At 60.5% G+C, this 13923-nt stretch carries 9 protein-coding genes and 2 tRNA genes; 9 read left to right on the forward strand and 2 right to left on the reverse strand.

Going from position 1 to position 13923, the window contains the following annotated elements; genetic code table 11:
* Nucleotides 1-76: 76 nt before the first annotated feature.
* Together CAF87_RS19540 and CAF87_RS19545 are read right to left on the reverse strand one after the other, a co-directional pair.
* Nucleotides 77-163: transfer RNA gene (locus tag CAF87_RS19540), tRNA-Leu, on the reverse strand.
* A 183-nt stretch (nt 164-346) separates the two neighbouring features.
* Nucleotides 347-433 (reverse strand) — tRNA-Leu (locus CAF87_RS19545).
* Nucleotides 434-658: 225 nt separating this feature from the next.
* Here CAF87_RS19545 and rnr point away from each other — a divergent pair.
* The 9 genes from rnr to CAF87_RS19590 all read left to right on the forward strand — a co-directional run bounded on the left by rnr (nt 659) and on the right by CAF87_RS19590 (nt 13867).
* Nucleotides 659-3289: a ribonuclease R gene (rnr, locus tag CAF87_RS19550; protein ID WP_085732669.1), complete on the forward strand. Its 2631-nt coding sequence runs from the start codon at nt 659-661 to the stop codon at nt 3287-3289.
* Nucleotides 3286-4053, forward strand: a complete 768-nt coding sequence (rlmB, locus tag CAF87_RS19555) for a 23S rRNA (guanosine(2251)-2'-O)-methyltransferase RlmB (RefSeq protein WP_007950704.1) — start codon at nt 3286-3288, stop codon at nt 4051-4053. The genes rnr and rlmB overlap by 4 nt, the downstream gene beginning before the upstream one ends.
* A gap of 305 nt (nt 4054-4358) precedes the next feature.
* Nucleotides 4359-4787, forward strand: coding sequence for a 30S ribosomal protein S6 (gene rpsF, locus CAF87_RS19560; protein ID WP_007950702.1), 429 nt, complete (start codon nt 4359-4361; stop codon nt 4785-4787).
* Nucleotides 4788-4815: 28 nt separating this feature from the next.
* On the forward strand, nt 4816-5046 hold the full coding sequence (gene rpsR / locus CAF87_RS19565) for a 30S ribosomal protein S18 (RefSeq protein ID WP_002551829.1): 231 nt from the start codon (nt 4816-4818) through the stop codon (nt 5044-5046).
* Between the two features lie 37 nt (nt 5047-5083).
* Nucleotides 5084-5974, forward strand: a complete 891-nt coding sequence (locus tag CAF87_RS19570) for a hypothetical protein (protein ID WP_085732670.1) — start codon at nt 5084-5086, stop codon at nt 5972-5974.
* Nucleotides 5975-5993: 19 nt separating this feature from the next.
* Complete coding sequence (rplI, locus tag CAF87_RS19575; protein WP_003186385.1) at nt 5994-6440, forward strand: 50S ribosomal protein L9; 447 nt, start codon at nt 5994-5996, stop codon at nt 6438-6440.
* A gap of 118 nt (nt 6441-6558) precedes the next feature.
* On the forward strand, nt 6559-7956 hold the full coding sequence (dnaB, locus tag CAF87_RS19580) for a replicative DNA helicase (protein WP_085732671.1): 1398 nt from the start codon (nt 6559-6561) through the stop codon (nt 7954-7956).
* Nucleotides 7957-8068: 112 nt separating this feature from the next.
* Entirely contained in the window at nt 8069-10381 is a 2313-nt protein-coding gene (locus CAF87_RS19585; protein WP_085732672.1) for a YgiQ family radical SAM protein, read from the forward strand.
* A 210-nt stretch (nt 10382-10591) separates the two neighbouring features.
* A complete protein-coding gene (locus CAF87_RS19590; RefSeq protein ID WP_085732673.1) occupies nt 10592-13867 on the forward strand; it encodes a DUF2126 domain-containing protein in 3276 nt (1091 codons plus the stop codon).
* The last annotated feature ends 56 nt before the right edge of the window (nt 13868-13923 follow it).

Genomic DNA, 13923 nt, shown 5'->3' on the forward strand with positions numbered 1-13923 from the left:
TTCAGGAAGCCAGAAACGCAAAAACCCGCTTTCGCGGGTTTTTGTGAGATTCAAGATCGTGACCTTGAATTCGAATTGGTGCCCAGAAGAAGACTCGAACTTCCACGACCGTAAGGTCACCAGCACCTGAAGCTGGCGTGTCTACCAATTTCACCATCTGGGCTTCATCTTCAGCGTTGCCGCTGTTGATGTGGCGCACTATACGGAGCGCCTTTTGATCTGTAAACCCCTGATTTGATTTTAATAAATCAATTTCAGAAAAAAAGGCGGGACGTAGAATGCAAAAAACCCGCTTTCGCGGGTTTTTGTGTGAGTCTTGAAACTGATTTAGTCTCAAACTCGAAATTGGTGCCCAGGAGAAGACTCGAACTTCCACGACCGTAAGGTCACCAGCACCTGAAGCTGGCGTGTCTACCAATTTCACCACCTGGGCATCTCGACAGCGTCTGTACGTCGTCGATGGCGCGCACTATACGGAGCGCCTTTTTAACTGTAAACCCCTGCCAGCAAAAAAAATGGTTTTTTTTACCAGTGGTGTTCAAAACGCCTTTCAGACGTCGATACAAGGCTCCAGACGCGCCTTATAGAGTCGGAAATTTCCCGTTTGATGGCGCCTATGCCAAACTAACCCGCATATAGACAAGGTGAAAACTCTCTAATGGCCGATTGGCAGTCCCTCGATCCCGAGGCCGCTCGTGAAGCGGAAAAATATGAAAACCCTATTCCCAGCCGCGAACTGATCCTTCAGCACCTTGCTGATCGGGGTTCGCCTGCTGCCCGCGAGCAACTGGTCGAAGAGTTTGGTCTGACCACAGAAGACCAGATCGAAGCCCTGCGCCGCCGCCTGCGCGCCATGGAGCGCGACGCTCAACTGATCTACACCCGCCGTGGCACATATGCGCCGGTGGACAAGCTCGATCTGATCCTCGGCCGCATCAGCGGTCACCGCGACGGCTTCGGCTTCCTGGTGCCGGATGACGGCTCCGACGACCTGTTCATGAGCCCGGCGCAAATGCGTCTGGTGTTCGACGGCGACCGTGCCCTGGCCCGCGTTTCCGGCCTGGATCGTCGCGGTCGCCGCGAAGGCGTGATCGTCGAAGTGGTGTCCCGTGCCCACGAAAGCATCGTCGGCCGTTATTTCGAAGAAGGCGGCATCGGCTTCGTCGTCGCGGACAACCCGAAGATCCAGCAGGAAGTGCTGGTGACCCCGGGGCGCAACGCCAATGCCCAGATCGGTCAGTTCGTCGAGGTGAAAATCACTCACTGGCCGACTCCGCGCTTCCAGCCGCAAGGTGACGTGGTCGAAGTCGTCGGTAATTACATGGCGCCGGGCATGGAAATCGATGTCGCCCTGCGCACCTACGACATTCCGCACGTCTGGCCTGAAGCCGTTCTGAAGGAAGCCGGCAAGCTCAAGCCGGAAGTCGAAGAAAAAGACAAAGAGAAACGCGTCGACTTGCGCCATCTGCCGTTCGTCACCATCGACGGTGAAGATGCCCGCGACTTCGACGACGCGGTCTACTGCGAATCCAAGCCAGGCAAGCTGCGCCTGTTCTCCGGCGGCTGGAAGTTGTACGTGGCGATTGCCGACGTTTCCAGCTACGTGAAGATCGGTTCGGCCCTGGACAACGAAGCCCAGGTGCGCGGCAACTCGGTGTACTTCCCTGAGCGCGTGGTGCCGATGCTGCCGGAGCAGCTCTCCAACGGCCTGTGCTCGCTGAACCCGCACGTCGATCGTCTGGCCATGGTTTGCGAGATGACCATCTCCAAATCCGGCGAAATGACCGACTACTGCTTCTATGAAGCGGTGATCCACTCCCACGCCCGTCTGACCTACAACAAGGTCAGCGCGATGCTGGAAACGCCGAAAGCCACCGAAGCGCGCAAGCTGCGCGGTGAATACACCGACGTCCTGCCGCACCTGAAGCAGCTCTATGCGCTGTACAAGGTATTGCTGGCCGCCCGTCACGTCCGTGGCGCGATCGATTTCGAAACGCAGGAAACCCGGATCATCTTCGGTTCCGAGCGCAAGATTGCCGAAATCCGTCCGACCACCCGTAACGACGCCCACAAGCTGATCGAGGAATGCATGCTGGCGGCCAACGTGGCCACTGCCGAGTTCCTGAAAAAGCACGAAATCCCTGCACTGTACCGCGTCCACGACGGCCCGCCGCCGGAGCGTCTGGAAAAACTGCGCGCGTTCCTCGGCGAACTCGGCCTGTCCCTGCACAAAGGCAAGGACGGCCCGACGCCGAAGGACTATCAGGCCCTGCTGGCCAGCATCAAGGACCGTCCGGATTTCCACCTGATCCAGACCGTGATGCTGCGCTCCCTGAGCCAGGCGGTGTACAGCGCCCAGAACGAAGGCCACTTCGGCCTGAATTACGAAGCGTATACCCACTTCACTTCGCCGATCCGTCGTTACCCGGACCTGCTCACGCATCGTGCGATCCGCAGCGTGATTCATTCGAAACAGGACACCCCGCACGTTCGCCGTGCCGGCGCGATGACTATTCCGAAGGCGCGCATCTATCCGTACGACGAGGCGGCGCTGGAGCAACTCGGCGAGCAGTGCTCGATGAGCGAGCGCCGTGCCGACGAAGCGACCCGCGACGTGGTGAACTGGCTCAAGTGCGAGTTCATGAAAGACCGCGTGGGCGAATCGTTCCCGGGCGTGATCACTGCCGTGACCGGTTTCGGCCTGTTCGTCGAACTGACCGATATCTACGTCGAAGGTCTGGTGCACGTGACGGCGCTGCCGGGCGATTACTATCACTTCGACCCTGTGCATCACCGCCTCGCGGGTGAGCGCACCGGTCGCAGCTTCCGTCTTGGCGATACCGTTGAAGTACGGGTCATGCGCGTCGATCTCGACGAGCGCAAGATCGACTTCGAGATGGCCGAAAAAACCATCAGCGCGCCAATCGGCCGCAAGAAGAGTGGCACCGAAACCGCTGCTCCAGCGGCCAAGGCTGTGGAAGAAAAGGCTCCGGCAAAAACCTCCAGCCGTCGTCCGGCGAAGGAAAAGGTGGCCGAGGCTTATCGCCCGAGCGATGCCGTGGCGAAAAACGCCGAGCTGCGCAAAAGCCGTGAAATGAAGAAGGCCTTGCTGGCCGACGCCAAAAACGGTGGTAAAGCGGCGTCCGGGGGAAAGGCCGGACGGTCGGCGCCTGAAAAGGCCTCCGGCAGCAAGCCAGGCAAACCGAGCAAACACCGCAAGGGCCCGCCAAAAGCGGGTTCCGCTCCAGCCAAAAGCGGCGGGGCACGTAAACCGAAGGCGAAGTCATGAGTCAGTTGGAAAAAATCTACGGCGTTCACGCGGTAGAAGCGTTGCTGCGTCACCACCCTAAACGCGTCAAACAGATCTGGCTGGCTGAAAGCCGCAACGATCCACGGGTGCAGACGCTGATCGAGCTGGCCAACGAAAACCGCGTTCAGATCGGTCAGGCCGAGCGCCGCGAAATGGACGCCTGGGTCGAAGGTGTGCACCAGGGCGTGGTGGCGGACGTCAGTCCGAGCCAGGTCTGGGGCGAGGCGATGCTCGACGAGCTGCTCGACCGCACCGAAGGCGCGCCGCTGCTGTTGGTGCTCGACGGCGTGACCGATCCGCATAACCTCGGCGCTTGCCTGCGTTCGGCGGACGCTGCCGGTGCGTTGGCGGTCATCGTGCCGAAAGACAAATCGGCCACCCTGACGCCTGTCGTACGTAAAGTGGCCTGCGGCGCGGCGGAAGTGATTCCGCTGGTGGCCGTGACCAACCTTGCGCGCACCCTGGAAAAGCTTCAGCAACGCGGTCTGTGGATTGTCGGCACGGCGGGAGAGGCCGAGGTCAGCATCTACGACCAGGACCTGACCGGCCCGACCATTCTGATCATGGGCGCCGAAGGCAAAGGCATGCGTCGCCTGACCCGCGAGCATTGCGATTACCTGGTGCATTTGCCGATGGCCGGTAGCGTCAGCAGTCTCAACGTGTCGGTTGCGACGGGTGTGTGCCTGTTCGAGGCCCAGCGCCAGCGCGGTGCCAAGGCCAAGGCTGCAGCCAAAAAGGCTTAAGCTTCACGCTGTCATAAATGTGGGGGCGAGCCTGCTCGCGAAGCGGAGTTACATCAGCATCATTGTTGGATGTTAAGCCGCCATCGCGAGCAGGCTCGCTCCCACAGTGTTTTCTGGTGTGGCAGAAAGTGTGACTGTTCAAATAATCACCAATTGCCTTGCACCTCTTCTATCCCTTCTCTACAATTGCGCCCCTTGCTGTGACGGCAGGCACGCATGTGCCCCACGCCGGCAAGTCCATAAGTGTCATTCACTCCTTGTCTGACCGTTTTTGAGCGGCAGGCTACAACCCGTAAGGAGCATTCATGCGTCATTACGAAATCATCTTTCTGGTCCACCCTGACCAGAGCGAGCAAGTCGGCGGCATGGTTGAGCGTTACACCAAGCTGATCGAAGAAGACGGCGGCAAAATCCACCGTCTGGAAGACTGGGGCCGTCGTCAACTGGCCTACGCAATCAACAATGTTCACAAGGCTCACTACGTGATGCTGAACGTTGAGTGCACTGGCAAGGCTCTGGCCGAGCTGGAAGACAACTTCCGCTACAACGATGCAGTGATCCGTAACCTGGTCATCCGTCGCGACGAAGCCGTTACCGGCCAGTCCGAGATGCTCAAGGCTGAAGAAAACCGCAGTGAGCGCCGTGAGCGTCGCGAGCGTCCTGAGCACGATGGCAGCGCCGATGGCGATGACAGCGATAGCGACAGCGACAACAGCGATAACGCTGACGAGTAATCCACGGACCTTTTAAGGAGCCTATCAAATGGCACGTTTCTTCCGTCGTCGTAAATTCTGCCGCTTCACCGCTGAAGACGTGAAGGAGATCGACTACAAAGATCTCAACACTCTGAAAGCCTACGTATCCGAGACCGGCAAAATCGTTCCAAGCCGCATCACCGGTACCAAAGCTCGTTATCAGCGTCAGCTGGCCACCGCTATCAAGCGCGCCCGCTTCCTGGCCCTGCTGGCCTACACCGACAGCCACGGCCGCTGAGACCGGGTAGTCGACAAGTAAGTAAGGGATCGAATGCATGCGTGCCTTAGCTGAATTCATCATGCGGGGGCGTATGCAGGCCACGCTGGTCGTGGCCGGATCTGCGGCACTGCCGCTGTTGTTCTGGTTGAGTGCCGCCGCAGGTTGCCTTGTGCTCCTGCGGCGCGGTTCGGACGCCTTGAGCGTCCTGGGTGTGGGAGTGTTGTCAGCGTTAGTGAGCTGGCACTACCTGAAAGACCCGACGGCACTGATTGTGCTGCTTGGGACCTGCGGTCTGGCGCTGGTTTTACGCGCCGGCCACACCTGGAATCGCGCGCTGCTGGTCAGCGTGGCCGTGGGATTGTTGATTGCCGTGAGCCTGGGGACTGTATTCAGTTCCTTCACCGAGACTCTGGCGCAGACGTTTGAACAAGTCTTGCCGCTGGCGATGGGTGAGGTCTACGAGAAGTTCTCGGCAGACCAGAAGGCAATTCTCACTGCATTGGCGGTCCCACTGTCGATCATTTCGACAGCGGTGTCGTTGCAGGTTTTTAGCGTGCTGTGCCTGATTCTTGGGCGCTACTGGCAGGCGTTGTTGTATAACCCCGGCGGTTTCGGTCGCGAGTTTCGCGCCATCCGACTGCCGAAAAGCGTTGCGCTGTCGCTTCTGGCCGTCATGTGTGTGGCACCGTTCTTCGGTCTGCATGCCTTGGTCCTGTTGCCGTTGTGCAGCGTGCCGTTGTTCTTCGCAGGTCTGGCCTTGGTTCACGGGCTGGTGGCGCAGAAGCGGTTGGCCGGTTTCTGGCTGGTGGGGATATACGTGACGCTCGTGCCTTTCATGCACTTGCTCGGTCCGTTGCTTGTGGTCTTGGCCATTGTCGACAGCCTGATTGATTTTCGCGGTCGTCACGTGTCGAAAGACACCGATAACGCGAACGGTGAAGGTTAAAAGTTAAGAGGATTTCCACATGCAACTGATCCTTCTGGAAAAAATCGCCAACCTGGGCAACCTGGGCGACAAAGTAAACGTTAAGGCCGGTTACGGCCGTAACTACCTGCTGCCTTTCGGCAAAGCCACCGCTGCGACCGCTGCCAACCTGGCTGCGTTCGAAGAGCGTCGTGCTGAGCTGGAAAAAGCCGCTGCCGACCGTAAAGCATCGGCTGAAAGCCGTGCTGCCCAACTGGCCGAGCTGGAAGTGACCATCACTGCCACCGCTGGCGACGAAGGCAAGCTGTTCGGTTCGATCGGTACTCACGACATCGCTGACGCACTGACCGCCTCCGGCGTTGAAGTGGCGAAAAGCGAAGTTCGTCTGCCGAACGGCACCATCCGCAACGTGGGTGAATTCGACGTGGCTGTGCACCTGCACGCCGAAGTTGAAGCCACCGTACGCGTTGTCGTGGTAGCAGCTTAAGCAACACCTGATCGGCTGGCGGCTTGCCCGTCAGACGGTTAACATCGGGCACGATCCTGTTTACAGGTCGTGCCCTTTGTCTTTCTGCAATCCTGCTTTTCCTGAATAAACAGTGGCCATGAACGAAATCTCCGCTCCCGAGCAATACGATCTGCAAACCGCTGCCCTGAAGGTGCCGCCGCACTCCATCGAGGCCGAACAGGCCGTGCTCGGTGGTCTGATGCTGGACAACAACGCCTGGGAACGCGTGCTCGATCAAGTCTCCGACGGCGATTTCTACCGGCATGACCACCGTCTGATTTTCCGTGCGATCGCCAAACTGGCCGATCAGAACTCGCCGATCGACGTCGTGACCCTTGCCGAGCAACTGGACAAGGAAGGTCAGACCTCGCAAGTCGGCGGCCTGGGTTACCTCGGCGAACTGGCGAAAAACACGCCGTCCGTCGCCAACATCAAGGCCTATGCGCAGATCGTTCGCCAGCGTGCGACGTTGCGTCAGTTGATCGGCATCAGCACCGAAATTGCCGATAGCGCTTTCAACCCTGAGGGTCGCACCGCCGAGGAAATCCTCGACGAAGCCGAACGGCAGATTTTCGCGATTGCCGAGGCTCGGCCAAAAACCGGCGGCCCGGTGGGTGTGAATGACCTGTTGACCAAAGCCATCGACCGCATCGACACATTGTTCAACACCGCCGACTCGATCACCGGCCTGTCCACCGGCTACACCGACCTCGACGAGAAGACCAGCGGCCTGCAACCGGCCGACTTGATCATCGTCGCCGGCCGTCCGTCGATGGGTAAGACGACTTTCGCGATGAACCTGGTGGAAAACGCCGTGTTGCGCAGCGACAAGGTAGTGCTGGTGTACTCCCTCGAGATGCCAGGCGAATCGCTGATCATGCGTATGCTGTCGTCCCTCGGCCGCATCGACCAGACCAAGGTGCGTTCCGGCCAACTGGAAGACGACGACTGGCCGCGCCTGACCTCGGCGGTCAATCTGCTCAACGATCGCAAGCTGTTCATCGACGACACCGCCGGCATCAGCCCGTCGGAGATGCGTGCCCGGACCCGGCGTCTGGTGCGCGAGCACGGCGACATCGCCCTGATCATGATCGACTACCTGCAGCTGATGCAGATCCCCGGCTCCAGCGGTGATAACCGGACCAACGAGATTTCCGAGATCTCCCGATCCCTGAAAGCCCTGGCCAAGGAATTCAACTGCCCGGTGGTTGCCCTGTCGCAGCTCAACCGTTCCCTGGAACAACGTCCCAACAAGCGTCCGGTGAACTCCGACTTGCGGGAATCCGGAGCGATCGAGCAGGACGCCGACGTCATCATGTTCGTGTACCGGGACGAGGTGTATCACCCGGAAACCGAGCACAAAGGCATCGCCGAAATCATCATCGGCAAACAGCGGAACGGCCCGATCGGCTTTATCCGCCTGGCCTTCATCGGCAAGTACACGCGCTTCGAAAACCTCGCGCCGGGCAGCTATAACTTCGACGACGACGAGTAAGTCCGTCCTCGTCCGACAGCCCCTGATATTTCCGACCACAGCCGTCGGAATTGGTCATTTTTTGTGCTATATTCCGCGCCCGCGATTTTGCACCTCAACACCGGTCATCGACATGCAAGCAGCCAAGCCGTTATTTGACTATCCAAAATACTGGGCCGAATGTTTCGGGCCAGCGCCGTTCCTGCCCATGAGCAGGGAGGAGATGGATCAGCTCGGCTGGGATTCCTGCGACATCATCATCGTTACGGGTGATGCCTACGTCGATCACCCGTCGTTCGGCATGGCGATCATCGGCCGGCTGCTGGAGTCCCAGGGCTTCCGCGTCGGAATCATTGCGCAGCCGAACTGGCAGTCCAAAGACGACTTCATGAAGCTCGGCGAGCCGAACCTGTTCTTCGGCGTCGCGGCCGGCAACATGGACTCGATGATCAACCGCTACACGGCGGACAAGAAAATCCGTTCCGACGACGCCTACACCCCGGGTGGCATGGCCGGCAAGCGTCCGGATCGCGCGAGCCTGGTCTACAGCCAGCGCTGCAAGGAAGCCTACAAGCACGTGCCGATCGTGCTCGGTGGCATTGAGGCTTCCCTGCGCCGCATCGCCCACTACGACTACTGGCAGGATCGCGTGCGCAACTCGATCCTGATCGATGCCAGCGCCGACATCCTGCTGTATGGCAACGCCGAGCGGGCGATTGTCGAAGTCGCCCAGCGTCTGTCCTACGGTCACAAGATCGAAGACATCACCGATGTGCGCGGCACTGCGTTCATCCGTCGCGACACGCCGGCGGGCTGGTACGAAGTCGATTCCACGCGCATCGACCGTCCGGGCAAGATCGACAAGATCATCAACCCGTACGTCAACACCCAGGACACTCAGGCTTGCGCAATCGAGCAAGAGAAAGGTCCGGTTGAAGATCCGCAGGAAGCCAAGGTCGTACAGATTCTGGCCAGCCCGAAAATGACCCGCGACAAGACCGTGATCCGCCTGCCGTCGATGGAAAAGGTGCGTAACGACCCGGTCCTGTACGCCCACGCCAACCGCGTGCTGCACCTGGAAACCAACCCGGGCAATGCCCGTGCGCTGGTGCAGAAGCATGGCGAGATCGACGTCTGGTTCAACCCGCCGCCGATTCCGATGACCACTGAAGAAATGGACTACGTGTTCGGCATGCCTTACGCACGTGTTCCGCATCCTGCGTACGGCAAGGAAAAGATCCCGGCCTACGACATGATCCGCTTCTCGGTGAACATCATGCGTGGCTGCTTCGGCGGCTGCACCTTCTGCTCGATCACCGAGCACGAAGGCCGGATCATCCAGAACCGTTCCGAAGAGTCGATCATTCGCGAAATCGAAGAGATCCGCGACAAGGTGCCGGGTTTCACCGGCGTTATTTCCGACCTCGGCGGCCCGACCGCGAACATGTACCGCATTGCCTGCAAGAGCCCGGAAATCGAATCCGCGTGCCGCAAGCCGTCCTGCGTGTTCCCGGGCATCTGCCCGAACCTGAACACTGACCACTCGTCGCTGATTCAGCTGTATCGCAGCGCCCGTGCGTTGCCGGGTGTGAAGAAGATCCTGATCGCCTCCGGCCTGCGTTACGACCTCGCGGTCGAGTCGCCGGAGTACGTCAAGGAGCTGGTGACCCACCATGTCGGCGGTTACCTGAAGATCGCCCCTGAGCATACCGAGGAAGGTCCGCTCAACCAGATGATGAAGCCGGGGATCGGTACCTACGATCGCTTCAAGCGCATGTTCGAGAAGTACACCAAGGAAGCCGGGAAAGAGCAGTACCTGATTCCGTACTTCATCGCCGCGCACCCGGGCACCACCGACGAAGACATGATGAACCTGGCCCTGTGGCTCAAGGGCAACGGCTTCCGGGCCGACCAGGTGCAGGCGTTCTATCCGTCGCCGATGGCCACCGCCACCGCGATGTACCACTCGGGCAAGAACCCGCTGCGCAAGGTCACCTACAAGAGCGACGGCGTGACCATCGTCAAGAGCGAAGAGCAGCGTCGTCTGCACAAGGCGTTCCTGCGTTATCACGACCCGAAAGGCTGGCCGATGCTGCGTGAAGCGCTGATCCGCATGGGCCGCGCCGACCTGATCGGGCCTGGCAAGCACCAGTTGATTCCGCTGCACCAGCCGGCCACCGACAGCTACCAGAGTGCCCGTCGCAAGAACTCGACGCCGGCCGGCAGCCATAAAGTGGCGAAGGACGTGAAAGAGAAGACCACCAAGATTCTCACCCAGCACAACGGTCTGCCACCCCGCGCCAGCGACGGCGGCAATCCTTGGGACAAGCGTGAACAGGCCAAGGCCGCGGCATTCGCCCGCAATCAGCAGGCCGCCAAGGAGCGCAAGGAAGCCGCGAAAGGCAAAGGGCCGAAACCGGCACGCAAGCCGGTCGTACCGCGCTGAAACGCACTTGAGTGAACAGAACGCCAACCTTCGGGTTGGCGTTTTGCGTTGTGCCTCGCAACATTTGCGTGCAACTGTGCCAAAGCATTTCACCGCGTCGCCCGATTTTGGTGCTGTACTGCCCTGAGCATTCCGGGAAAGCGCCCAAGCCTCTTCATGGCATAAGTCTTGCGCGCTTTTGAATACGCTTGGGCTCGCAGGAGGCACGCCGTGTCGATTCATGTCGCATTGCATCACGTCACGCATTACCGCTACGACCGCGCTGTCGAACTCGGCCCGCAGATCGTCCGTCTGCGTCCGGCTGCCCACAGCCGCACGCGGATCCTGTCTTATTCACTGAAAGTCTCGCCCGAGCAGCACTTCATCAACTGGCAGCAGGATCCTCAGGGTAACTACCTTGCACGACTGGTGTTCCCCGAGAAAACCGCGGAGCTGCGGATCGAGGTCGATCTGCTGGCCGAGATGGCGGTGTTCAACCCGTTCGACTTTTTCCTCGAGCCCTACGCCGAGAAAATCCCCTTCGCCTACGCCGCCGATGAACGCAAGGAGCTGGCGCCGTACCTCGAAACCCTGCCGCTGACGCCGAAATTCAAAGCCTATCTGGACGCCATCGACCGCGCGCCGCTGCCGACAGTGGACTTCCTCGTGGCGCTTAACCAACGCCTGAGTGAGGACATCAATTACCTGATTCGCATGGAGCCGGGCGTGCAGACCCCGGAGCACACCCTCGACCACGCCTCCGGCTCCTGCCGCGATTCGGCGTGGCTGCTGGTGCAACTGCTGCGCAACCTTGGACTGGCGGCGCGTTTCGTCTCCGGTTACCTGATTCAACTCACGGCGGACGTGAAAAGCCTCGATGGCCCGTCCGGCACCGAAGTGGACTTCACCGATCTGCACGCGTGGTGCGAGGTTTATCTGCCCGGTGCCGGCTGGATCGGTCTCGATGCGACATCGGGGCTGTTCGCCGGGGAAGGGCATATCCCGTTGGCCTGCAGTCCCGATCCGTCCTCGGCGGCGCCGATCAGTGGTCTGGTGGAGCCTTGCGAATGTGAGTTCAGCCACGAAATGTCGGTTGAGCGGATCTGGGAAGCGCCTCGGGTCACCAAGCCTTACACCGATGAGCAATGGCTGGCGATCCAGACGCTGGGCCGGCAGATCGATGCCGACCTGCTGGAAGGCGATGTGCGCCTGACCATGGGCGGCGAACCGACTTTCGTGTCCATCGATGACCCCGACGGCGCCGAATGGAACACCGCCGCGCTGGGCCCGGACAAGCGCCGACTCTCCGCCGAACTGTTCCAGCGCATGCGCAAGCACTACGCGCCCAAGGGACTGGTGCATTTCGGCCAGGGCAAGTGGTATCCGGGCGAGCAACTGCCGCGCTGGTCGCTGAATTGCTACTGGCGTCGCGACGGTGTGCCAATCTGGCACAACAGTGCGCTGATTGCCGACGAGCAGCAGGATTACGGCGCCACGGCCGAACTGGCCGGGCGTTTTCTGGCGAGTGTCGCCGAACGGCTGAAACTGCCGACACGCTTTGTGTTCCCGGCCTACGAAGACAATTTCTACTACCTCTGGCGCGAGGGGGCGTTGCCGAGCAACGTCAGCGCCGCAGACTCGCGTCTGGAGGAGCCGCTGGAACGTGCGCGCCTGCGCAAGGTGTTCAGTCAGGGGCTGGACAAGGTCATCGGTCAGGTGCTGCCACTGGCGCGCACCGCCAAGGGCGATCAATGGCAGAGCGGGCGCTGGTATTTGCGTGACGAGCATTGCCGATTGGTGCCGGGGGATTCACCGCTCGGCTATCGCCTGCCGCTGGGCTCGCAGCCCTGGGTGAAAGCGGCGGAGTATCCGTTCATTCATCCGAGCGACCCAAATCAGGACTTCCCCGAACTGCCCGGCACCAATCAACTCAATCGACACGACGCGCCGGCTGCGGCGGACGAACGGGTGCCGAAGATCGACGAGTCCGCCGACTGGCTCACCCGCACTGCATTCTGCGCCGAGGCCCGCGAAGGACGGTTGTATCTGTTCATGCCGCCGCTGGAGCGAGTCGAGGACTATCTGGAACTGGTGGCCGCCATCGAAGCCACTTCCGAGGAATTGCACTGTCCGGTGCTGCTGGAAGGCTACGAGCCGCCGAGCGATCCGCGTCTGAGCAACTTCCGCATTACGCCGGATCCCGGTGTGATCGAGGTCAACGTCCAGCCGTCCGCGACCTGGGATGAGTTGGTCGAGCGCACGGAGTTCCTGTACGAGGAGGCGCGCCAGACCCGGCTGTCCACCGAGAAATTCATGATCGACGGCCGGCACACCGGCACCGGTGGCGGCAACCATTTCGTGCTCGGCGGGGCGACGCCGACGGACTCCCCGTTCCTGCGCCGCCCGGATCTGCTGCGCAGCCTGATCAGCTACTGGCATAACCATCCTTCGCTGTCCTACCTGTTTTCCGGTCTGTTTATCGGCCCAACTTCTCAGGCGCCGCGAGTCGATGAAGCGCGCAACGATACGCTGTATGAGCTGGAAATCGCTTTCGCGCAGATGCCGGCACCGGGAGAAGAATGCCCGCCATGGCTGGTGGACCGCTTGCTGCGCAATCTGCTGATCGACGTCACCGGCAACACCCACCGCGCCGAGTTCTGCATCGACAAGCTGTATTCACCGGATGGCGCTACCGGGCGTCTCGGTCTGCTGGAGTTGCGTGCATTCGAAATGCCGCCCCATGCACGCATGAGCCTGGCTCAGCAGCTGTTGCTGCGGGCACTGGTGGCGCGGTTCTGGCGCGAGCCCTATGTACCGCCGAAACTGGCGCGCTGGGGCACCGAGTTGCATGACCGTTTCCTGTTGCCTCATTTCATCGAACAGGACTTTGCCGACGTCATTGTCGAACTCAACAATGCCGGTTATCCACTACGCGCCGAATGGTTTGCGGCGCATCTGGAGTTTCGCTTTCCCAAAGTGGGCGATTATGCGGTCAACGGCATCGAGCTGGAATTGCGCCAGGCCCTTGAACCCTGGCATGTGCTGGGCGAGGAGGGCGCGGCGGGTGGCACGGTGCGTTACGTCGATTCATCGCTGGAGCGTCTGCAGGTCAAGCTCACGGGGCTGCCGCCGCAGCGTTATCTGCTGACCTGCAATGGCATTCCGGTACCGCTGCAACCGACCGGGCGGGTCGGCGAGTTTGTCGCCGGTGTGCGTTTCCGTGCCTGGCAACCGGCCAACTGCCTGCAACCGACGATCCCGGTGCACGCGCCGCTGGTGTTCGACCTGCTCGACACCTGGATGCAGCGCTCGCTGGGCGGCTGCCAGTACCACGTCGCCCATCCGGGCGGGCGCAATTACGAGACGTTGCCGGTCAATGCCAACGAAGCGGAGAGCCGACGCATGGCGCGTTTCTTCCGCATCGGACACACGCCGGGGAAACTTCCTATACCGAATCTGACTATCTCAGACGAGTTCCCGATGACACTCGATTTACGACGCTTTTGATTCGTACACGACCCCCGGATTTTTCGTATATCCGGGCGTCATGTGCCTGCGTTAGT

The organism is Pseudomonas sp. R38(2017), assembly GCF_002112395.1.
Classification (GTDB): domain Bacteria; phylum Pseudomonadota; class Gammaproteobacteria; order Pseudomonadales; family Pseudomonadaceae; genus Aquipseudomonas.

What these genes read in the sequence shown, in the direction of transcription:
- rnr (WP_085732669.1), top strand. Translation starts at nt 659, where the DNA reads ATGGCCGATTGGCAGTCCCTCGATCCCGAGGCCGCTCGTGAAGCGGAA.
- rlmB (WP_007950704.1), top strand. Translation starts at nt 3,286, where the DNA reads ATGAGTCAGTTGGAAAAAATCTACGGCGTTCACGCGGTAGAAGCGTTG.
- rpsF (WP_007950702.1), top strand. Translation starts at nt 4,359, where the DNA reads ATGCGTCATTACGAAATCATCTTTCTGGTCCACCCTGACCAGAGCGAG.
- rpsR (WP_002551829.1), top strand. Translation starts at nt 4,816, where the DNA reads ATGGCACGTTTCTTCCGTCGTCGTAAATTCTGCCGCTTCACCGCTGAA.
- CAF87_RS19570 (WP_085732670.1), top strand. Translation starts at nt 5,084, where the DNA reads ATGCGTGCCTTAGCTGAATTCATCATGCGGGGGCGTATGCAGGCCACG.
- rplI (WP_003186385.1), top strand. Translation starts at nt 5,994, where the DNA reads ATGCAACTGATCCTTCTGGAAAAAATCGCCAACCTGGGCAACCTGGGC.
- dnaB (WP_085732671.1), top strand. Translation starts at nt 6,559, where the DNA reads ATGAACGAAATCTCCGCTCCCGAGCAATACGATCTGCAAACCGCTGCC.
- CAF87_RS19585 (WP_085732672.1), top strand. Translation starts at nt 8,069, where the DNA reads ATGCAAGCAGCCAAGCCGTTATTTGACTATCCAAAATACTGGGCCGAA.